Raw genomic sequence first — 24,468 nt, forward strand, 5'->3', positions numbered from 1 at the left:
ATGAAATCCATACGAGATCAGGCCGCGCATTTTCCCGAACTGGTGGGCCTTTATGCGCAGAGCCAGCCGGATCGGATTGCCCTTCGACACATCGTTTCCGAAGACCATGAACCGCTGCTGACCAGCTACGCCGAGCTGGACTTGCAGGCGCGATCCATTGCCGGATTGCTGCAGCATCACCTGGGCGTCCAGGGTGGCGAGCGCTGCGTGCTGATCCTGCCCACCGGTGCCGACTACGCGGCAGCGTTCCTGGGCTGCCTGCATGCCGGGGTCATCGCGGTTCCGGCGTTCGCGCCCGAGTACAACCGCCAGACGCACCTGGACCGCCTGACCGGCATCCTGCAAGACGCCGCCCCCGGCATGGTGCTGGGGCGCCGCGAAGACCTGGATAAATTCCAGCACCTGCTGCAACCCTTCATGCCGGCGGGCGGGCGTTTTGTCGCCATCGAAGAGGTCCACGGCTGGCAGGCATCGTTCCAGCCCTCGCTGATCGACACCTCGTCGCTGGCGTTCCTGCAATACACCTCCGGTTCCACCAGCGCGCCCAAGGGCGTGATGGTCTCGCACAACAACCTGATGGCCAACGAAGTGGCCATGGCCCGGCACTTCGTCACCGATGCCGCCACCGAAAGCTGGGTCAGCTGGCTGCCGCTGTACCACGATATGGGCCTGATGTGCGGCCTGCTGCTGCCGCTGTATTACGGCGGCACCCTGAACCTGATGTCGCCCAATTATTTCCTTGGTCGCCCGGCGCGCTGGCTGGAAGTCATGAGTCAGTACGGCGGCACTTTCTCCGGCGGCCCGGATTTCGCCTATCGCCTGTGCGTCGAGCGGATCAAGCCGAGCGCCGTGAAGAACCTCAGGCTCGACAACTGGAGCCTGGCGTTTTCCGGCTCCGAGCCGATCCGCATCGCGACCCTGGACGCGTTCAGCGAGCACTTCGCCGCCGCCGGTTTCGACCGTCGCGCCTTGACCCCCAGCTATGGCCTGGCCGAAGCCACGCTGTTCGTCGCCGCGGCCATGCGTGACAAGCCGTTCGGCATCAAGCGTTTCGACGGCAATCAACTGGCGCCGGGGGACTCTGCCGAAGCGCTGTTCGCCAACGGGAACGCCACCAGCCGCCTGCCGGGTTGCGGCTGGTGCCGTGACGATCATGACCTGCGCATCGTCGATCCGGCCACCCAACAGGTGTTGCCGCAAGGGCAGGTGGGTGAAATCTGGATCGCCGGCCCAAGCGTTGCCGAAGGCTATTGGCAGAACCCCGAGGCCACTGCCCAGACCTTCGTCCAGCACGACGGCCAGCGCTGGCTGCGCAGCGGTGACCTGGGGATTGCCAGTGCCGGTGAGCTGTTCATCAGTGGCCGCTTGAAGGACCTGATTATCCTCAACGGCCAGAACCTCTACCCGCAGGACATCGAACAGTCGCTGGAGAAGAGCGTCGAGTTGCTGCGTCGCGGGCGCATCGCCGCCTTCCCGGTGACCGACGAGCAGGGCGCCGAAGGGGTGGGGCTGGCCCTGGAAATCAGCCGCAACGTGCGCCGCCTGATGAAGCCGCAGATGATCTGCGAAGCGGTGCGCGATGCGGTGTCCGAACTCTTTTTGGTGGCGCCGAAAGTCATTGTGCTACTGGAACCGGGCGCCTTGCCGCGCACCACCAGCGGCAAGTTGCAGCGTTCGGCCTGCCGGGCCGGTTGGCAGAACGGCAGCCTGGACAGCTTCGCCCTCTGGCAGGACGGCCGTCTGCTCGACACCGCCGGCGAGCAAGGCCCTGCCGACGCCCAGCCGGTTCTGCCCGAAGTGCTGGCCGCCTGGCGTGAAGTGCTGGGCAAGCAGGACCTCGCCCCACACGACCACTTCTTCGCCCGTGGCGGCGACTCGGTGGGCGTGGTCCAGGTGCTGTCGCGTCTCAACCGCGAGCTGGTCCTGAAGCTGGAACCCGCGCACCTGTTCGAGCACCCGACCCTGTGCCAGTTCAGCGCCCATGTCGCAAGCCAGACCCGCAGCGGCGAACGCCCACAGGCCGTGGCCCGCATCCCGCGTGATCCTGCGCCGGAGCAATCCTTCGCCCAGCAACGGCTGTGGTTCCTCGCGCAACTGGAACCTGACAGCAGCGCCTATCACCTGTGCGGGCAGTTGAGCCTGAACGGCGCGGTGGACGACCTCGCCCTGCAGCGCAGCTTCGACGATCTGGCGGCACGGCATGAAAGCCTGCGCACCACCTTTGCCATCGACGCCAACGAAGTGCTGGTGCAGCGCATTCATGCACCGCAACCGGTCATCATCGAACGTCATGATTTGAGTCTGCATGCCCAGCCGGTCGAGGCCCTGGGCGAGCTGGCCAAGGCTGCGGTCGAGCAACCGATGGACCTGCAGACCGGTCCCCTGTGGCGCGTGCTCAACGTGCGTCTGGCTGCCGACCAGCAACAACTGGTGCTGGTGCTGCACCACATCATCGCTGACGGCTGGTCGGTGCAGGTCATCCTCAAGGACTTCGCCGCGCTCTACCGCGCCCACGCACAAAACCGCACGCCCGCATTGCCGGAGTTGCCGATCCAGTACGCCGATTTCGCCGCCTGGCAGCGCGAGCGTCTGGCTGCGGGCGAGCGTGAGCGTCAACTGAGGTACTGGCGCGAGCGTCTGGGCGACACCCAGCCGGTGCTCGACCTGCCTGCCGACCGCCCGCGTGCGGCGCAGCAAAGTCATCGCGGCGCACGTTATGCCATCGCCTTCGACAGCACGCTGAGCCAAGGGCTGCGGGATCTGGCCGCCGGTCACGGCGCCACGCTGTTCATGGTCATGCTGGCGGCCTACAAGACCCTGTTGCAGCGCTACAGCAGCCAGACCGACCTGCGCGTCGGCGTGCCGGTGGCCGGGCGTACCTGCACCGAAGCCGAGGGCCTGATCGGCCTGTTCGTCAACACCCTGGTGCTGCGCACCGAAGTCCTGCCACAGCAGTCGTTCAGCGCGCTGGTCGCGGCGGTCAAGCACAGCGCACTGGGCGCGCAGAACCATCAGGACCTGCCGTTCGAGCAACTGGTGGAGGCGCTGGGCGTGAGCCGCAACCTCAGCCACAACCCGCTGTGCCAGGTGAAATTCACCCAGCAGTTCGTGCTGCCGCAGAACGTGGACATGGGCGACGTGCGCATGGACGTCAACCAACTCGACGACTTCTCGGCGCACTTCGACCTGGGCCTGGACATCACCGACAGCGCCGACGGCATCCAGGCGGTGTTCACCTATGCCTGCGACCTGTTCGACGAGCCGCGCATCGCCGGTTTCGCTGCCGACCTGCTGCGCATCTGCACGCAAGTGGTGGCTCGCCCCGAGGGGCGCCTGAGCGATCTGCAGGTGTCGGCCGTGCCGTCACGGCTGGACGCCGAAGCCGTGTCGTTCCCCGCCACTGACGTGCTGCAACTGTGGAACGCCAGCGTCAAGGCACAGCCGAACACGACTGCCCTGCAGCATGAAACGCAACGGGTTGATTTTGCCGAGGTCGACGCCCGGGCCAACCGCCTGGCGCAGTACCTGCGTGAGGCGGGTGTCACTGCCGAGAGCCGCGTCGGGGTGCTTCTGGAGCGCTCGGTGGAGTTCGTCGTCGGCCTGCTGGCCATCGTCAAGGCCGGTGCTGCCTACGTGCCGCTGGACCCGAAATGGCCCGCCGAGCGCCAGGCGTTCGTGCTGGCCGACAGTGGTGCGCGCTGGCTGGTAAGCGATGCGCAGGCCCCGGCCGATTACCAGGGCGAAGTGATCGCGGTGGACGCGCAAGCGGCCTGGCGCGGTCAGCCGGACGTGGCGCCGCAGGTGCAGATTCATTCCGAACAGGCCGCGTACCTGATCTACACCTCAGGCACCAGCGGCACGCCAAAAGGTGTTGTCATCAGCCACGGCGCACTGGCCGACTACGTGCAGGGCCTGCTCAAGCGCGTTGAATTCGACGCCCCGGCCAGCATGGCGATGGTCTCCACCGTCGGCGCCGACCTCGGTCATACCGTGTTGTTCGGTGCCCTGTGTTCGGCGCGCACGCTGCACCTCATCAGCCCCGAGCGCACCAATGACGCCGACCTTTTCGCCGCCTACATGAGCGAGCACAAGGTCGGCGTGCTGAAGATCGTGCCGACTCACCTGAGCGGCCTGCTACAAGCGGCCAACGCCGCGGACGTGTTGCCGGAACAGGTTCTGATTCTGGGGGGTGATGCACTGCCCTGGGAGCTGGTGGCCCAGGTCAAGCGCCTCAAGCCTGCCTGCCGGGTGATCAACCACTACGGCCCGACTGAAACCACCGTCGGCGTGCTCAGCAATGAACTGCCTGACGCCACGCCCACCGCGCAGTCCGCGCCCATCGGCCGTCCGCTGCCAAACGCCGTGGCATTGGTGCTAAACGACCAGCTTGAACCAGTGGTGCAGGGCGACGTCGGCGAGCTGTACATCGGCGGACCGGGCCTGGGCCGTGGCTATCAAGACCGCCCGGCGCTGACGGCTGCGGTGTTCATTCCCGATCCAAATGGTTCGGGCGCTCGCCTGTACCGCAGCGGTGACCGCGCGCGCCTGCTGGCCAACGGGCAGATCCAGTTCCTCGGCCGCGCCGACGATCAGGTCAAGGTCCGGGGCTATCGCGTGGCCTTGGGTGAAATCGCCCAGCGCCTGCGCACCCTCGATGGCCTGCGTGATGCCCATGTGCGGGTCGATGATCGCGGCCAGTTGATCGCCTATGCGCTGGTCGGCAAGGGCAAGCAGGTCGATGGCGAGGCGCTGCGTGCGCAGTTGGCCGAGAGCCTGCCGGACTACATGGTCCCCAGCCACGTGTTGACCCTTGAGGCCTTCCCGGTCACCGCCAACGGCAAGCTCGATCACGCTGCCTTGCCGACACCGCAGCTGGTTTCGCAAAGCTTCGAAGCGCCCCAGGAAGGCGTCGAAGCGACCTTGGCCGAACTTTGGCAAAAAGCGCTGAACGTCGAGGCCGTGGGGCGTCACGACAACTTCTTCACCCTCGGCGGCGACTCGATTCTGAGCTTGCAGATCATCGCCCGGGCCCGTCGTCAGGGCATTCGTCTGACGCCCAAGCAACTGTTCGAAAAGCAGACCATCGCAGAACTTGCGCAAGTGGCCGTGGTGTCCGAGGCCAAGCCTGCCGCAATCCCGGCTGCCGCGCCTGTGGCCCCCCGTGACTTCCCCCTGACGCCGATTCAGGCGCGCTTCTTTGCGCTGTCGGTCAGTGAGCGTGCGCACTGGAACCAGTCGCTGTTGCTGAACCTACCCCAAGCGCTGGACGTCGCGCTGTTGCAGCAGGCGCTGGCTCAGTTGCTGGCCCAGCACGACAGCCTGCGCCTGAGCTTCCATCAAGGCAGCGACGGGCAATGGCTGCAGCGCTATCGCGACAGCGAAAGTGCCGAGCGCGTGCTCTGGACCTGCGAACTCACTCGCGAACAAGACCTGGCCTCCCTCAGCGATGAAGCCCAGCGTAGCCTGAACATCGAAACCGGCCCGTTGCTGCGGGTGGTGCATGCGCGCCTGCCTTCAGGGGAAGGTCGCCTGTTGCTGGCGATCCATCACCTGGCCGTGGACGGCGTGTCGTGGCGGGTGTTGCTTGAAGATTTGCAGCACGCTTACAGCCGTCTCGCGGCAGGGCAACCTGTGGCGCTGGCTGAAAAGACCGCCAGCTTCCAGGCCTGGTCGCAGTCACTGCAAAACCTGTCCCAGAGTACCGAGTTGGCCGCGCAACTGCCGTACTGGCAGGCGCTGCAGGTCGATGACGCCTGTCTGCCGGGGGATGCCTCCATTCAAAGCCTGGTCGGCGATGGCGAAACCCTCAGCCTGACCCTCGATGCACAGGAGACCCGCCGTCTGCTGAGTGAAGCCCCGGCGGCCTATCGCACGCGTATCGACGACCTGCTGCTGGCGGCGCTGTCCCAGGCCTTATGGCAATGGAGCGGGCGCCGTCGGCATGTCATCAGTATGGAAGGCCACGGCCGTGAAGACTCAAGCGGTGCCTTGGACCTGAGCCGCAGCGTGGGCTGGTTCACCAGCCTCTATCCAGTGGCGCTGGACGCCTGCGATGACGCCATCGCCACGCTCAAAGCCGTCAAGGAAACCGTGCGCGCGGTGCCGGACAAAGGCCTGGGCTACGGCGTGCTGCGTTACTTGTCGAAAGCCGAGCTGCCCGAACTGGTGGGGCAGGGCGTGACCTTCAACTACCTCGGCCGCTTCGACGATACCGAAGGCGCGTTGTTCTCCCTGTCGGGCCAGGCGCCTGGCAACCTGCGTGACCCCAAGGGTCCGCTGGCCAATGCCCTGGCGGTGGATGGCCAGGTGCGGGACGGCCAGTTGCATCTGGACTGGACCTTCAGCAGCCGCCGCTTCAGCCGCGAGACCATCGAGCAGTTGGTAGCGCTGTACCGCGAGCAACTGCTGCACCTGATCGCCCATTGCAGCGACGAGCACAACGCCGGGCTCACCCCGTCGGACTTCCCATTGGCTGGCCTCACTCAGGCTCAGTTGGACGCCCTCGACATCCCGGCGCGGGACATCGAGGACATCCTGCCGCTGGCACCCATGCAACAGGGGATTCTGCTGCACAGCCTGCTGGAGCAGGGCAACGGCATCTACCTGATGCAGGACCAGTACGAAGTCGGCAGCCACGTCGATTTCGACGCCTTCAAGTTCGCCTGGCAGCAAGTGGTGCAGCGCCATCCGGCCCTGCGCACGGCATTCCATGGCCTGGAGAGCGGCGTGCAGCGCCAGGTGGTGATGCGCCGCGTGCCGTCGCCTGCGCAGTTGATCGATCTCAGTCACCTGTCCCGCGAGGCGGCCGAAGCGGAACTTGAGGAGGTGCTCGCCGCCGAGCGCGAACAGGGGTTCGACTTCGCCCGCGCGCCGCTCTTGCGTTTGCGCCTGGTGAAGTTTGGCGAGGCGGATTTCCGCATCGTCCAGAGCCACCACCATGCGCTGATCGACGCCTGGTGCCGTGGCCTGATGCTCACCGAGTTCTTCGCTCATTACCGTGCACACTTGGAGGGGCGTCACGTCAGCTTGCCGGCCGCGCGGCCGTACCGCGACTTCCTCGCCTGGCTGGCCGAGCAGGACGAAGCGGTCAGCCGCGACTACTGGCGCCAGGCGCTGGCCGGGTTCACCGCCGTCACGCCGCTGCCGTACCGCCACAGCCCGCACGGTGAGCCGCAGATGCGCGACGTTACGCTGGCGTTGGGCGTCGAGCAAACCGCGAAGCTCGCCGATCAGGCCCGCCAGCATCGCCTGACCGCCAACACTTTCGTGCAGGCCGCCTGGGCATTGTTGCTGATGCAGCACGCAGACCGCGACGAGGTGCTGTTCGGCGTCACTGTCGCCGGTCGTCCCACCGAGCTTGAGGGCATCGAAGGCGCGCTGGGCCTGTTCATCAACACCTTGCCCTTGCGCCTCAAGCGTCCGGGTGCGGGCGCTCCGGCGCTGGAGCTGCTCAATGCCTTGCAGGCGCAGAACGCCGAGATGCGTCAGCACGAGCATATGTCCCTGGCTGACATCCAGCTGCTGGCCGACACCCCGCGTGGCCAGCCGCTGTTCGCCAGCCTGTTCGTCTTTGAAAACGTTCCGTTGGGCGCAGAGGTTCAGCAGGCCGTGAACGAATACCGGATCAACCCCCTGGCCAACCGCACCCACACCAACTATCCGTTGACCGTGGTACTGCTGCCGGGCGAATCGCTGCAACTGCAACTGACCTACGACAGCCGTCACTTCCACGACCACGACATGACCACCCTGGTGGGGCATTTCCGTCGCCTGCTGACGCAACTGATCGACAACCCCCAGCAGACCCTCAGCCACTTGCAGTTGCTGGAGCAGGCCGAGCGCGAGCAGCTGTTGCAACAGGGGCAGGGACCGGTGGAAAAGCACTGGTACGGCATCAGTTATCTGGAGCGTTTCGAGTCTCGGGTGCAGGCCCATCCTTCGCTTGAGGTCGCGCGTTGCCAGGGCCAGAGCCTGAGCTACAGCGAACTCAACCGCCAGGCCAACCGCATCGGCCACGGCCTGATCGCTGCGAATGTTCAGGGCGACGACGTGGTGGCGCTGTACGCACCCCGTGGCCTGGCGTTGCTGAGTATGATCATCGGCGCGTTCAAGGCCGGTGCTGCCTATCTGGCACTGGACGACCGTCATCCGGCCGGGCGCAGTGCGCGGATGCTGGTGAGCAGCCGGGCGCAGGTGTTGATCACGCCCCGCGACTGCCTGGCGCAGGCGCGGGCCATTGTCGAGCTGGCCGAGGTCAAGCCACGGCTGCTGATTCTCGAAGACCTGCTGGCAGGCGCCGCCGAGAGCAACCCCGGTCGCTACGCCAGCGCCGAACAACTGGCCTACGTGATCTACACCTCCGGTTCCACCGGCGAGCCAAAAGGGGTGATGGTCAACCAGCGCGGCATGCTCAACAACCAGATGTCCAAGCTGCCGTACCTGCGCCTGGCCGAGGGTGATGTGATCGCCCAGACCGCCGCCACCGGTTTCGATATCTCGGTGTGGCAGTTCCTCACCGCACCGCTGTTCGGCGGGCGGGTGGAGATTCTGCCGGATGCGGTGGTACACGATCCCCAGCGCCTGCTGGAGGAAGTTGCCGCCAATCAGGTCACCGTTCTGGAATGCGTGCCTGCGGTGATCGACGGCATGCTCGCGGTGGCCCCGCACAAACTCGATGCCCTGCGCTGGTTGCTGCCGACTGGCGAAGCGCTGACGGTGGACCTGGCCTCGCGCTGGTTCGCACGCTACCCCGACGTGCCGCTGGTCAACGCCTATGGCCCGGCCGAGTGCGCCGATGACGTGGCGCTGCACACACTGACGGCGGCGCCGGCAGCCAGGTCGAACATGCCGATTGGCCGGGCGACCGACAATAACCGGCTGTACGTGCTCGATTCCAGCCTGCAACTGGCAGCGCCCGGCGTGGTGGGCGAGCTGTACATCGGCGGCGTCGGGGTCGGTCGCGGTTATGCGGCGCGCCCAGGCCTGACCGCCGAGCGCTTCCTGCCCGATCCGTTCGGCGAGCCCGGTGCGCGGCTGTATCGCAGTGGTGACCTGGTGCGCTGGAACGCCGAAAGCGCGCTGGAGTACGTCGGCCGGGCGGACTTCCAGGTGAAGGTCCGCGGCCAGCGCATCGAGCTGGGTGAAATCGAAACCGTGCTGCTGGCCCAACCCGCCGTTCATGACGCGGTGGTCAGTGCGCAACCGACGGCCCATGGCCCGCAACTGGTGGCGTACGTGGTCGCGCAGGCCTCGCACAGCTTGTCTGTGGATGTCCTGAAAACTGCGCTCGCTCTGGAGCTTCCGGCGTTCATGGTGCCGGCCCACGTGATGCTGCTCGACCGCCTTCCGCGCAACGCCAACGGCAAGCTGGACCGCAAGGCCTTGCCGGCGCTGACGTTGCAGGAACGCCACTTCGAAGCGCCCCGGGGCGAGCGCGAGCAGGTGCTCGCCGAACTCTGGCAGGGCCTGCTGAAAATCGAGCGGGTAGGGCGCGACGACAACTTCTTTGAACTGGGTGGGCACTCGCTGCTGGCGACACGGCTGTTGTCGCGCATTCGCGAGCGCCTGGGGGTGAGCATTCCGCTGGCGCAGGCCTTCGAAGCCACCACCGTCGCCGCGCAGGCGGCCCTGATCGACACCTTGCAGGGGCAGACCCTGACGCTCGAGGGGCTCGATGCCCTGGACGAGTTCATGAATGAGCTGGAGGAAAGCAACTGATGTCGCAACCGAGCATGACTTCGCAAAGCAAGCTGCTGGCCCTGGCCACGCGCTTTCTCAGCCTGGGTGCGGCACAGCGCCGGGTGTTTCTGGGCAAGCTGCGCGAACAGGGGCTGGATGCGTCGGCGCTGCCGATCCCGTCCGGCGTGGCGGGCGAGCGCAGTCCGACGTCCTTTTCCCAGCAGCGCCTGTGGTTCCTGGAGCAACTGGAACCTGGCAACAGCACGTATTACCTGCCGGGTGCTCTGCGCCTGAAGGGCGCGTTGAACATTGCAGCCGTGCAATCGGCCTTCGAACGCGTGGCCCAGCGTCACGCCAGCCTGCGCACGGTGTTCGACACCGCCGAGGACGGCACGCCGCAACAGGTGGTGCTAGTGCAGCAGACGTTGCCCTTCGAGCGCCTGAGCGCGGTCAGCGAAGACGACCTCAAGGCGCTGTCCGACGAATTCGCCCGTCGCCCATTCGATCTGGTGCAGGGCCCCCTGTGGCGCGTGGCGCTGGTTGACCGCGCGGCAGACGAGCATGTATTGCTGGTCTGCCTGCACCACATCATCGCCGACGGCTGGTCGATTCAGGTGCTGTTGCTGGATTTCGTCCAGGCCTACCGCGCAGCCCTTGAAGGCGAGGATCAAGCCTTGCCGCAGCTCCCGCTAAGCTACGCCGATGTCGCCCTGTGGCAGCGCGCTTGCCTGGAAGCGGGTGAGGCTGATCGTCAGCTGGAGTACTGGAAACAGCAACTGGGCGATGAACCGCCGGTGCTGGAACTGCCCGCCGACCGTCCGCGCCCGGCACGCCAGAGCTTCCGCGGTGCGCGCCTGCCGTTCAGCTTCGACGCAACGCTTGCAACCCGCATGCGCGAGCTGGCCAGGCAGCGCGGTGTGACCCTGTTTACCGTGATGCTGGCGGCCTATCAGGTGCTGCTGCAGCGCCTGAGTGGCCAGAATGACCTGCGCATCGGCGTACCCATCGCCGGACGTCAGCGGGCGGAAACCGAAGGGCTGATCGGCTTCTTCGTCAACACTCAGATCCTGCGCGGCGACGTCACGGCCGACGCCAGTTTCAACCGCATCATCGATAACGTTCGCCACGCCTCCCAAGGCGCCCAGGCCAATCAGGACCTGCCGTTCGAACAGCTGGTCGATGCCCTGGCGCCCGAGCGCAGCCTGAGTCACAACCCTCTGTTCCAGGTGCTGTACAACCATCAGCAGCGCCAGGACGAGGCGCTGCAACTGATGCCTGGCCTGAGCGCGACCCTGATGCCGCTGGACAGCGGCAGCGCCCAGTTCGACCTGGCGTTGCACACTTGGGAGAACGCGGCGGGTGAACTGGCGGGCAACTGGAATTACGCCACGGATCTGTTCGACCACGGCACGGTCGAGCGCCTGCATCAGCGTTTCGTGCAGCTGTTCGCTCAGTTGCTGGAGCAGCCGGATGCGGCGATTGGTGATTTTGAATTGCTGGATCTGCAGGACCGGGCGCAACTGGCTTTGGTCAATGACACGGCGCGGAGTTGGGTGACTGACGAGTTCGTCGTGCATCGGCAGTTTGAGCGCCTGGCTCAGTTGCATCCTGATCGTGAAGCTCTGTGCTTTGGTGAGCAGGCGGTGACCTACGCTCAACTGGATCAGCGGGCCAACCAACTCGCTCATTACTTGCGCGCTCAAGGTGTGGGGCGTGAGTCGCTGGTGGGCGTGGCTGCCTTGCGCTCGATTGAAATGGTGGTTGCGCTGTATGCGGTGGTGAAGGCGGGCGCTGCTTATGTGCCGCTGGACCCTGAATACCCGGCAGATCGTTTGCGCTACATGCTCGAAGACGCTGGCGTTGGCCTGGTATTGAGCCATGACGCGGTGATTGATGACTTGCCGGCAATGGAAGGCGTGCAGGTGCTGAATCTGGATCGTCTGGATGTCAGTGGTCAGCCTGTTACCTCGCCGGTGGTTGAGATTCACCCTGAGCAACTGGCCTACATGATCTACACCTCCGGCTCGACCGGTAAGCCAAAAGGGGCGGGCAACACCCACGCAGCGCTGTTCAACCGCCTGGCGTGGATGCAGGACGCGTATCAACTCGATGCAACCGACGCCGTCCTGCAAAAGACCCCATTCAGCTTCGACGTCTCGGTCTGGGAGTTTTTCTGGCCTCTGATGGTCGGCGCGCGGCTGGTCATGGCGCAGCCGGGGGATCATCGCGATCCTGCTTTGCTGGCTGCGTTGATCGACCAACAGCAGATCACGACGCTGCACTTCGTCCCATCGATGCTGGCGGCGTTCATGGCGCAGGACGATCTGTCCAACTGCACTTCGCTGAAACGCATCGTCTGCTCCGGCGAAGCCTTGCCTGCGGACTTGGCCCGGGACACCCTACAGCGTCTACCCAACGCAGGCCTGTTCAACCTCTACGGCCCCACCGAAGCCGCCATCGACGTCACCCACTGGACCTGCCGCAGCGAACCGGGCGCCTCGGTGCCCATCGGTCGTCCGATTGCCAACCTGCAAGTCCACATCCTCGACAGCCGCCTCAACCCGCAACCTATTGGCGTACCGGGCGAGTTGTACATTGGCGGCGACGGTCTGGCCCGTGGTTACCATCTACGTCCGGGCCTGACGGCTGAACGTTTTGTCGCCAGCCCGTTCGGCAAGGGCCAGCGCCTGTACCGCACCGGTGACCTGGCGCGCTGGCGTGCCGATGGCGCGGTGGAATATCTGGGTCGTCTCGATCACCAGATCAAGCTGCGCGGCCTGCGTGTGGAAATCGGCGAGATCGAATCGGCGCTGCTGGATCATCCGGCAATCAGCGAAGCGGTGGTGGTGGCCCGGCAACTGTCCACCGGCATGCAACTGGTGGGCTACGTCGTCGCACAGGCTTTCGACGAGGAACAACTGCGCGCTCAACTCAAACAACGCTTGCCGGACTACATGGTCCCGGCGCACCTGGTGACGCTGGACAAATTCCCGCTGTCGGCCAACGGCAAGCTGGACCGCAAGGCCCTGCCGGAACCGCAGGTGCAGCAACGGGCCTTCGAAGCGCCGCTGGCCGGTGTGGAAAGTACACTGGCCGAACTCTGGCAGGATCTGCTGGGCGTGAAGCAGGTTGGCCGGCAGGACAATTTCTTCGAACTGGGCGGCGATTCGATTCTCAGCCTGCAAATCGTTTCCCGCGCCAAGAAACGCGGGATCGGGCTGTCGCCACGGCAGATGTTCGAACGGCAGACCATTGCCGAGCTGACGCAAGTGGCCCAAGTGGTCAACCACAGCGAAGCCGCTGCGCTCTCGCGCATCGAATTCAACCGCGACATCCCGCTGACGCCGATCCAGCACTGGTTCTTCGAGCAGCCCATGGCCAACCGCAGTCACTGGAACCAGTCGCTGCTCCTCACGCCATCCGAGGCTTTGGACCCAGTAGCCTTGGGCCAGGCGCTACAGGCGCTGGTCAATCATCACGACGCGCTGCGCATGAGCTTCGTCCAGCAGGACAACGGCCACTGGCAACAGCGTTATCGCGTCGAGGAAGACGCCGCACGCTTGCTCTGGCAGCGTGAGGTCGGGGCCCGGCAGCTCGCTGAAATCTGCGATGAAGCCCAGGCCAGCCTGCGCTTGAGCGACGGCCCGCTGCTGCGCGCCGTGCAGTTCAAACTGGCAGAAGGCGGCGAGCGTCTGCTGCTGGTGGTGCATCACCTGGTGGTGGACGGCGTGTCGTGGCGCCTGCTGCTCGAAGACCTGCACAACGCCTACGTCCAGGCCCAGGCGGGTTTGACCATCGACCTGGGCGAGAAGGGCCTGCCGTTTCAGCGCTGGGCCAATCGCCTGCTCGACTTTGCCTACAGCGACGCGCTGCTTGCCGAAGCGGACTACTGGCGCAACTTGCCCGCCGCGCCGCAACTGCCGTGTGCCAACCCGCAAGGCAAGGCGCAGCAAAGCGGTGTGCAACATCAGCACCTGCAACTGGATGCCGCTCGCACCCAGGCGCTGCTCAACCAGGCGCCGGCGGCCTATCGCACCCAGATCAACGATCTGCTGCTGACCGCATTCACCCGCGCCCTTGCCCAGTGGAGCGGCCAGCCCCGCGCCTTGATCGCGCTGGAAGGCCATGGCCGCGAGGACCTGTTCGACGGCATCGACCCGGCCCGTACTGTGGGCTGGTTCACCAGCCTGTACCCGGTCAGCCTGCAGGCCGACGACAGTCTCGATGCGGCGCTCAAACACACCAAGCAAACGCTGCGCGCCGTACCCAATGGCGGCCTGGGCTACGGTCTGCTGCGTCACCTGCGCGGCGAGGCGTTGCCGTCGCTGGAAGGCTGCGTGCTGTTCAACTACATGGGTCGCGTGCAGGACAGCAGCGGGCTGTTCAGCCTGTCCGCTGAAGGCAGCGGTGCCCAACGTGCCGCCGATGCGCCGCTGGCCTGCGAATTGTCCATCGATGCCCAGGTGCGCGACGGCCAGTTCAGCCTGACCTGCAGCTACAGCGGCGAACGTCACGAAGCAGCGTCGATCCAACGCCTGCTCGACGCCTACTCGGCAGCGTTGGACGAGGTCATCGAGCATTGCCGCAGCCACTCGGCGGTCACACCCTCGGACTTCCCCGCGCTGGAGTTGACCCAGGCGCAACTGGACGCACTGCCGGTCGCCGCCCGCGATATCGAGCAGTTGTATCCGCTGACGCCGATGCAGCAGGGCCTGCTGTTCCACAGCGAACTGAGCGACGTGCAGTCCGCTGACGATGCCCGCGACCTGTACATCAATCAGGTCGCGCTGGATGTCGATCACCTGCCACTGGCGCGATTCAAGTCGGCCTGGGCGGCAGCGGTGCAGCGTCATCCGATTCTGCGCGCCTCGTTCCTGCGCTTGAGCGGCAGCCAGCAACCGGTGCAACTGATCCGCCGCGATGCGCAGCTTGAGGTCCGCGAACTGGACCTGCGCGGGCGCACCGAAGCACTCGGCGAAGTGCTGGCGGCCGAACGGGAAACCCCCTTCAACTTGCAGCAAGCGCCGCTGATGCGTGTGTTGCTGGTGCGCCAGAGCGAGACCCTGTGGAAACTGGTCTGGACCTTCCACCACATCCTGCTCGATGGCTGGAGCAGCGCGGCTGTGCTGGGCGAGGTGATCCAGGCGGCGATGTCCGATGCCGCGCCTCAGCCTGCCGGGCACTACGGCGATTACGTGCAGTGGCTCAACAGCCGCGACGCCGAACACAGCGCGCGGTTCTGGCAGACCCATCTGGCCGGTTTCGAACAACCGACGCTGATGGCCACGGCCCTGACCGCACCGACTTCGAGCAATGGCGAGCCGCTGCCGACCCAGGTGCTGGTCAAGACTATGCATCTGGACAGCGAGCTGCTAGGCACGGCCGCCCGCCGCCAGCGCGTGACCGCCAATACCCTGATTCAAGCGGTCTGGGTGCTGCTGTTGCAGCGCTACACCGGTCAGCAGCGCGTGGCCTTCGGCGCCACGGTGTCTGGCCGCTCGGCCCAGGTGCCGGGCATCGAGCGCATGCTCGGGCTGTTCATCAACACCTTGCCGCTGGTGCAGGCACCCCAGGCGCAGCAGACGGTCGGTGACTGGCTCAATGAGCTGCAACAGCACAACCTCGAACTGCGTGAGCACGAACACACGCCGCTGTTTGAGGCCCAGCGCTACGCCGGGCATGCGGGCCGCGATCTGTTCGACAGCCTGGTGGTGTTCGAGAACTACCCGGTGGACGCCGTGCTGCGCGACAAGCAAGCCGGCGGCATCGAACTGGGCGCGGTCGAACTCAGCGACAAGACCCACTACCCGCTGAGCCTGGCGGTGGTGGCGGGCGAGCGCGCGCACATCCATGTGAACTACCACAGCAATGTGTTCAGCGCCGAACAAATCGAACGCCTGTGCGGGCATTTCCAGACACTGCTCGACGGCATTTGTCGCTTCCCTGAAGCGCGCATCGGCGACCTGTCGATGCTCACCCAGGATGACGTGAAGGAGATGCACGGCTGGAACCAGCCACCATTCTCGCCGTACGTTGATCGCCCGATTCACGAGCTGATTGCCGACCACGCCCGCTTGCGTCCCGATGCCTTTGCTCTGGTCCATGGCCAGCAGCGCCTGACCTTCGCCGAGTTCGACCGTCGCGCCAACCAGTTGGCCCACGCCTTGCGCGCTCGCGGCATCGGCACCGAAGTTCGGGTGGCGATTGCCATGGAGCGCGGGGTCGATCTCTGGCTGTCGTTCATGGCAGTGCTGAAAGCCGGTGGCGCCTACATCCCGCTGGACCCGGACTACCCGACCGAGCGCCTGCGCTACATGCTCGAAGACGGCGGCGTGAAGCTGCTGATTTCCCACGACGCCGCGCTGGATAGGGTGCCGGTGGGCGATGTGCCGTTGCTCAATCTGGACCAGTTGGACGTCTCCGATGAGCCCGAAACCGCGCCCGAGGTGACGATTCATCCGCAGCAACTGGCGTACCTGATCTACACCTCGGGTTCCACCGGCAAGCCAAAAGGTGCAGCCATCGCCCATGGCGACATCTCGATGCACATCCAGACCATCGGCGAGCGCTATCGCTTCACTGCCGAGGACCGGAAATTCCACTTCCTGTCGATCAGCTTCGACGGCGCCCACGAAGGCTGGATGATGCCGATGTGTTACGGCGCCCGCGTGGTGCTGCGGGATCAGGAACTGTGGAGCGTCGAGCAGACTTACGAGACGTTGATCCACGAAGGCATCACCGTCGCGTCCTTCCCGCCAAGCTACCTGCGCCAGTTGTCCGACTGGGCCGGCTTGCAAGGCAAGGGGCCGGGGGTGAAAACCTACTGCTTCGCCGGGGAAGCCTTCAGCCGCGAGATGCTGCATGACGTGATCCGCAACCTGCAGCCGCTGTGGATCATCAACGGCTACGGCCCGACTGAAACCGTGGTCACCCCGACCCTGTGGCTGGCGTCCGCCGAGACCGCCGACTTCACCACGGCCTATGCGCCAATCGGTGACCTGGTGGGGGATCGTCAGGGCTACGTGATGGACGCGGATCTGAACCCGCTGCCTCAAGGCATCGCTGGCGAACTCTATCTGGGCGGCGCGGTTGCGCGGGGTTATCTGGACCGTCCCGGCGCCACCGCCGAACGCTTCCTGCCGCATCCATTCCGGGCCGGCGAGCGCATCTATCGCAGTGGCGACCGTGTGCGCCTGAATAGTCAGGGCCTGCTGGAATACCTGGGCCGTATCGACCACCAGATCAAGATTCGTGGCTTTCGCATCGAGGCCGGTGAAATCGAGGCGGCACTCAAGGGTTGCGAAGGCGTGCGCGAAGCGCTGGTCATCGTGCGTGACGGAGCGAACGGCAAACAGCTTCTCGGGTACGTCGGCGGCAACGATCTGAACGAAGAGCAGATCAAGCAGCAACTCAAAGTGACCCTGCCCGAATACATGGTCCCGGCCCACATCATCTGCATGGCACGTCTGCCGCAGTTGCCCAACGGCAAGCTGGACCGCAACGCATTGCCGGCGCCGCAACTCGCTTCCAGCGATTACCAGGCGCCGCAAAGCCAGATCGAACAGCAACTGGCGGCCCTCTGGCAGCCACTGCTGGGCATTGATGCGGTAGGGCGTAATGATCACTTCTTCGAGCTGGGCGGCCATTCGCTGCTGGCGATGCAACTGATCTCGCGCCTGCGTCATGAACATGAACTGAGCGTGCCATTGCGGCTGTTGTTCGAAGCACCGCGGCTGGCGGATTTCGCCCTGCGCATCGAGCAACTGGAGCAGCCGGGCAAGCAACTGGAACTCATCAAGCGCAACGCCAGCCAGGCGGTGCAGTCGTTCTCGCAACAGCGGTTGTGGTTCCTCGACCAGTTGCAGCCGGGCGGCCACACCTACAACCTGCCGGGCGCGGTGCGTCTGCGCGGTGAGGTGAATGAGGCTGCGCTGCAATCGGCGTTCGACGGCCTGACCGCACGGCACGAGGTGTTGCGCACGCGATTCATGGCGGGCGAAGGCGTGCCGTTGCAGCAGATCGATGCGGCGGGCGCGGTGCAGATCGAACGGCTGGACATCAGCGGCGAAGCCGACGCCGAAGCGGCGTTCAAGGCGCTCGCGCAGGAGTTCGTCAAGCGTCCGTTCGACCTCTCGCAAAGCCCGGTCTGGCGCGTGGCGCTGGTGCGGGTGGCGGCCGATGAGCAGCGCCTGCTGCTGTGCCTGCACCACATGATCTCCGACGGTTGGTCGGTGCGGGTGTTGTTGCAGGAGTTCAGCGAGCTGTATCGCGCTGCCGTGGAAAATCGCGCGCCGTTGTTGGCGCCGTTGCCGTTGCAGTACGCCGATTTTGCCGTCTGGCAGCGTGAATGGCTGGCGGCGGGCGAGGGCGAGCGGCAGCTCGATTACTGGCGCGAACAACTGGGCGACGAGCACCCGGTGCTGGAATTGCCGAGCGACCGGCCACGTCCTGCGCAGCAGAGCTATCAGGGCGACCGCCTGCTCTTCGACTTCGATGAGGCCTTCAGCCAGCGCCTGCGCGGGTTCGCCAGGCAGCAGGGCGTGACGCCATTCATGGCGATTCTGTCTGCGTATCAGGTTCTGTTGCATCGCCTCAGCGGGCAGAGCGATCTGCGCGTCGGCGTACCGATTGCCGGGCGTTCGCGTCTGGAGGTGGAAGGCCTGATCGGCTTCTTCGTCAGCACCCAGGTGCTGCGTGCCCAGGTGTCTGCCGAGCTGACGTTCCGTGAGGTGCTGGAACAGGCCAACGCTGCGACGCTGGGTGCCCAGGCTCACCAGGATTTGCCTTTCGAACAGCTGGTGGAAGCCTTGCAGCCGCAGCGCAGCCTTAGCCATAACCCGCTGTTCCAGGTGGCCTACGACCACCAGCAGCGCGACTTCGAACCGCTGTCCGGCTTGCCGGGGCTGGCGGCCGACGTGCTGCCGCTGGACGACGGGAGCAGCCAGTTCGACCTAGCGCTCAACACCCATGAAGACGCCGATGGTGGTTTGGGTGGGTCGTGGAATTACGCCACGGATCTGTTCGACCACGGCACGGTCGAGCGCTTGCACCAGCGTTTCGTGCAGTTGTTTGCGCAGTTGCTGGAGCAGCCGGATGCGGCGATTGGTGATTTTGAATTGCTGGACTTGCAGGACCGGGCGCAGTTGGCTGTGGTCAATGACACCGCGCGGGGATGGGCGACTGACGATTTCGTTGTACATCGGCAGTTTGAGCGCTTGGCTCAGTTGCATCCTGATCGTGAAGCTTTGCTCTTTGGCGAACAATCGCTGACCTATCTGGAACTGCATCAGCGTGCAAACCAGCTTGCGCATTACCTGCGCGCTCAAGGTGTGGGGCGTGAGTCGTTGGTGGGCGTTGCCGCGCTGCGTTCGATTGAAATGGTGGTCGCGCTATATGCCGTGGTGAAGGCCGGCGCTGCCTATGTGCCGCTGGACCCGGAATACCCCGCAGACCGTCTGCGCTACATGCTGGAAGACGCGGGCGTTGGCCTGGTGTTGAGCCATGATGCGGTCATCGATGACTTGCCGGTAGTGGAAGGCGTGCAGGTGCTGAATCTGGATCGTCTGGATGTCAGTGGTCAGCCTGTTACCTCGCCGGTGGTTGAGATTCACCCTGAGCAACTGGCCTACATGATCTACACCTCCGGCTCGACCGGTAAGCCAAAAGGGGCGGGCAACACCCACGCAGCGCTGTTCAACCGCCTGGCGTGGATGCAGGACGCGTATCAACTCGATGCAACCGACGCCGTCCTGCAAAAGACACCATTCAGCTTCGACGTCTCAGTCTGGGAGTTTTTCTGGCCTCTGATGGTCGGTGCCCGGCTGGTCATGGCGAAGCCGGGAGATCATCGCGATCCTGCGCTGCTCACCAATCTCATCGATCAGCATCAGATCACCACGCTGCACTTCGTGCCGTCGATGCTGGCCGCGTTCATGGCTCAGGACGATCTGTCCGACTGCACGTCGCTGAAACGCATCGTCTGCTCCGGCGAAGCCTTGCCTGCCGATCTGGCCCGAGAAACGCTGCAGCGCCTGCCGAATGCCGGGCTGTTCAACCTCTACGGCCCGACCGAAGCCGCCATCGACGTCACCCACTGGACGTGCCGCAACGAACCGGGTGCCTCTGTGCCCATCGGTCGTCCGATTGCCAACCTGCAAGTCCACATCCTTGACAGCCGCCTCAACCCGCAACCCATTGGCGTACCGGGCGAGCTGTACATCGGCGGCGACGGCCTGGCTCGCGGTTATCATCTGCGTCCTGGCCTCACGGCCGAGCGCTTCGTCGCGAGCCCATTCGGCAAGGGCCAGCGCCTGTACCGCACCGGCGACCTGGCGCGCTGGCGTGCCGACGGCGCGGTGGAATATTTGGGCCGTCTCGATCACCAGATCAAGCTGCGCGGTCTGCGGGTGGAAATCGGTGAGATCGAATCGGCGCTGCTGGATCATCCGGCGATCAGCGAAGCGGTGGTGGTCGCCCGGCAGCTCGCGACCGGTATGCAACTGGTGGGTTATGTCGTCGCGCAAGCTTTCGACGAAGAGCAACTGCGCACCCAGCTCAAACAACGCCTGCCGGACTACATGGTCCCGGCGCACCTGGTGATGTTGGAGAAATTCCCGCTGTCGGCCAACGGCAAACTGGACCGCAAGGCCCTGCCAGAACCGCAGGTGCAGCAGCGGGCGTTTGAAGCGCCGCTGGCCGGTGTGGAAAGTACACTGGCTGAACTCTGGCAGGATCTGCTGGGCGTGAAGCAGGTTGGCCGACAGGACAATTTCTTCGAACTGGGCGGGCATTCGCTGCTGGGCATTCAACTGGTGGCGCAGATTCGTCGCGAGCTCAAGCTGGAACTGCCGCTGCGCGCGCTGTTCGATTCGGCGGTGCTGGCAGACCTTGCGCACTACCTGAGCACCCGCGCCGAACGGGCGGCATTGCCAGCCTTGTTGCCTCGGGGTGAACTTGCCTTTGCCCCGCAATCCTTCGCCCAGCAGCGCCTGTGGTTCCTGGCGCAACTGGAGCCGGAAAGCGCCGCCTACAACCTGCCCTGTGTGCTGAACCTGAGCGGTGCGCTGGACATCGATGCGCTGCAACACAGCTTCGACGCCCTGGCAGCCCGCCATGAAAGCCTGCGTACATGCTTCCAGCCCGGCGAGGCGGGCGTGCCGTTGCAGCGCATCCTGCCGTTGGCCGGCGTGAACATCGCCCGGCATGACCTGCGCGACAGTGCGGCGATGGAGGGCGACTTCGCCGACCTGGCCCACGGCTTCATGAACCAGCCGTTCGATCTCGATGCCCCTCAGGCGCCGTGGCGCGTGGCGTTGGTGCGAGTCGGCCAGGATCAGTGGCGCCTGTTGCTGTGCATGCACCACATCATCTCCGATGGCTGGTCGGTGCAGCTCATGCTCGAAGATTTCGCCCGTCTGTACCGCAGCTTCGCTGATGGCCAGCAATCTCTACTGCCCGCCCTGAGCGTGCAGTACGCCGACTACGCCAGTTGGCAGCGCGAAGTGCTCAGTGGGCCCGAACGCGAACGGCAGTTGAGCTGGTGGCACGAGGCGCTGGGCAACGAGCATCCGGTGCTGGAGCTGCCGGCTGACCGCTCGCGGCCTGCCGAGCGCGATGGCAAGGGCGGGCGGCATGCCTTCGTGCTGCCCCAGGATCTGGCCGACAGACTGCGACACACGGCCCGGGCGCAGGATGCCACGCTGTTCATGCTGTTCCTGGCCTCGTTCGACACCCTGCTGTATCGCCTCAGCGGTCAGCGTGACCTGCGCATCGGCGTGCCGGTGGCGGGCCGTGCCGAGGTGCAGACCCAGGGGCTGATCGGCTTCTTCGTCAACACCCTGGTGCTGCGTGCCCAGGTCAGCGGTGATCTGCCGTTCGCCCGGTTGCTGGCGCAGGTGAAAGACAACCTGCTCGGCGCCCATGCCCACCAGGACCTGCCGTTCGAGCAACTGGTGGAAGCCTTGCAACCGGCGCGCAGCCTGAGCGTCAACCCGTTGTTCCAAGTCAGCTACAACCACCAGCAGCAACCGGACATGTCGCTGCTGCAATTCGACGGCCTGAGCATCGAAGCGCAGCAGTGGGACATCAAGGGTGCGCAGTTCGACCTGGTGCTCGGCACCTTCGAGCATCAGGACGGGCGCATCAGCGGCTACCTTGATTACGCCACAGACCTGTTCGATGCCTCGACCGTCGAGCGCCTGTACGGCCAATTGCTGACGGTGTTGAACGCGGTTTGCGCGCAACCGCACACCGCCATCGGCGACCTGCCGTTGCTGGGCGAGGCGGACCTGGTGGCGCTGGATCGGTGGAACACGCCGCCGTTCTCGCCCTACGTCGAGCGCCCGATTCATGAGCTGATCGCCGACCATGCCCGCTCGCGTCCCGATGCCATCGCTCTGGTCCACGGCGAACAGCGCCTGACCTTCGCCGAGTTCGACCGCCGTGCCAATCAGCTTGCCCACGCCTTGCGCGCTCGCGGCATCGGCACCGAAGTTCGGGTGGCGATTGCCATGGAGCGCGGTGTGGACTTGTGGTTGTCGTTCATGGCAGTGCTGAAAGCCGGTGGCGCCTACATCCCGCTGGACCCGGATTACCCGACCGAGCGCCTGCGCTACATGCTCGAAGACGGCGGCGTGAAGCTGCTGATCTCCCACGATGCCGCGCTGGATCGCGTGCCCGTGGGTGATGTGCCGCTGCTCAATCTGGATCAGCTGGATGTCTCGGATGAGCCCGAAACCGCGCCAGAGGTGAAGATTCATCCTCAGCAACTGGCGTACCTGATCTACACCTCGGGTTCGACCGGCAAGCCGAAGGGCGCCGCCATCGCCCACGGCGACATCTCGATGCACATCCAGACCATCGGCGAGCGTTATCGCTTCACCGCCGAGGACCGGAAATTCCACTTCCTGTCGATCAGCTTCGACGGTGCCCACGAAGGCTGGATGATGCCGATGTGTTACGGCGCCCGCGTCGTACTGCGGGATCAGGAACTGTGGAGCGTCGAGCAGACTTACGACACGCTGATTCGCGAAGGCATCACCGTGGCGTCGTTCCCGCCGAGCTACCTGCGCCAGTTGTCCGACTGGGCGGGTTTGCAGGGCAAGGGGCCGGGGGTGAAAACCTACTGCTTTGCCGGTGAAGCCTTCAGCCGCGAAATGCTGCATGACGTCATCCGCAACCTGCAGCCGCTGTGGATCATCAACGGCTACGGCCCGACTGAAACTGTGGTCACGCCGACCCTGTGGCTGGCGTCTGCGCAGACGGCGGATTTCACCACGGCCTATGCGCCAATCGGTGACCTGGTGGGGGACCGCCAGGGCTACGTGATGGACGCGGATCTGAACCCGCTGCCTCAAGGCATCGCTGGCGAACTGTACCTGGGTGGCGCCGTGGCGCGGGGTTATCTGGACCGTCCGGGCGCCACTGCCGAACGCTTCCTGCCGCATCCATTCCGGGCCGGCGAGCGCATCTATCGCAGTGGCGACCGTGTGCGCCTGAACAGCCAGGGCCTGCTGGAATACCTGGGCCGCATCGACCACCAGATCAAGATTCGCGGCTTCCGCATCGAGGCCGGTGAAATCGAGGCGGCACTCAAGGGTTACGAAGGCGTGCGTGAAGCGCTGGTCATCGTGCGTGACGGGGCGAACGGCAAACAGCTTCTTGGGTACGTCGGCGGCAATGATCTCAATGAAGAGCAGATCAAGCAGCAACTGAGCCTTACGCTGCCGGAATACATGGTGCCGCACTACATCGTCTGCATGGAGCGCCTGCCGCAGTTGCCCAACGGCAAGCTCGACCGCAACGCGCTGCCCAATCCGCACGTCAGCAGCCACAGCTTCGAAGCGCCTCAGGGCGAGCGCGAAGAGCACTTGGCAAAAGTCTGGCAGCAGCTGTTGGGTGTCGAAAGCGTCAGCCGTCAGGACAGTTTCTTCGAGCTGGGCGGTGACTCGATCCAGTCGCTGGCGGTGATTACCCGTCTGCGTCAGGTTGGCTTGAAACTGCTGCCCAAGGACGTGTTCAGCCACCCACGGCTCAAAGACCTGGCCCTGCGCCTGACCCTGGTCGAGGCCACTGGTAAAGTGCTGGTCGATGAAACACCAACCGGCGAGCTGCCGTTGACGCCGATCCAGGCGCATTTCTTCGAGCAGCCGATGGTCAACCGTGCGCACTTCAACCAGGCGCTGCTGCTGGAGGTTAAGCGCCCGGTCGAGGCGCCGCTGTTGGCCCGTGCGCTGGAAGCGGTGCTGCGTCATCACGATGGTTTGAACCTGAGCTTCCGGCAGTTGGCCGACAACCGCTGGCAGCAGGCTTACCGGGAAACACCGGTCAGCGACAGTCTGTGGGTGCGTGACGTCGCCGATGACACCGAGCTGACCGCCCTGTGCGAGCAGGCCCAGCGCAGCCTCGACCTGCAGGACGGCCCCTTGCTGCGGCTGGTACTGGCGCAGATGCCGGACGCCAGTGAGCAGCGCCTGCTGCTGGTCGCGCACCACCTGGTGGTGGACGGTGTGTCCTGGCGCGTGTTGCTGGAGGACCTGGCCCGTGCCTATGCGCAACTGGCGTCGAACAGCGTCGTCAATCTTGGCCCGAAAGCCAGCAGCTACCAGCGCTGGGTGCGCCACTTGCAGCAGGCAGCACTGAGCCCTGAACGTGAAGCCGAGGCTGGGCAGTGGCTGGCGCAGGTCGGTCCGGATAATACCCAATGGCCGGTAGACGACGCTCAGGGGCGTGCGATGCAGCAGGATCTCGAACAGTGTGAATTGCTGCTCGATGCCGACTCGACCCGCCGCC

Annotated in this window: 2 protein-coding genes (1 of these 2 cut by a window edge); both read left to right on the top strand. The window is 65.1% G+C overall.

Annotation, left to right across the window (positions count from 1 at the left end; all coding sequences use genetic code 11):
• On the top strand, positions 1 to 9,717 hold the full coding sequence (locus NPS29_RS16035) for a non-ribosomal peptide synthetase (RefSeq protein ID WP_274133713.1): 9,717 nt from the start codon (positions 1 to 3) through the stop codon (positions 9,715 to 9,717).
• Positions 9,717 to 24,468, top strand: partial view of a non-ribosomal peptide synthase/polyketide synthase gene (locus NPS29_RS16040; protein WP_274133714.1) — the 5' portion only. The gene runs 1,391 nt beyond the window's last position; the window shows 14,752 of its 16,143 coding nt (coding positions 1-14,752); its start codon is at positions 9,717 to 9,719; the stop codon falls past the right edge of the window. The genes NPS29_RS16035 and NPS29_RS16040 overlap by 1 nt, the downstream gene beginning before the upstream one ends.

The organism is Pseudomonas putida (assembly GCF_028682175.1).
Taxonomy (GTDB): domain Bacteria; phylum Pseudomonadota; class Gammaproteobacteria; order Pseudomonadales; family Pseudomonadaceae; genus Aquipseudomonas; species Aquipseudomonas putida_AD.

Excerpts from the sequence above, each read along its gene's own strand:
- NPS29_RS16035 (WP_274133713.1), top strand. The coding sequence starts at position 1 with ATGAAATCCATACGAGATCAGGCCGCGCATTTTCCCGAACTGGTGGGC.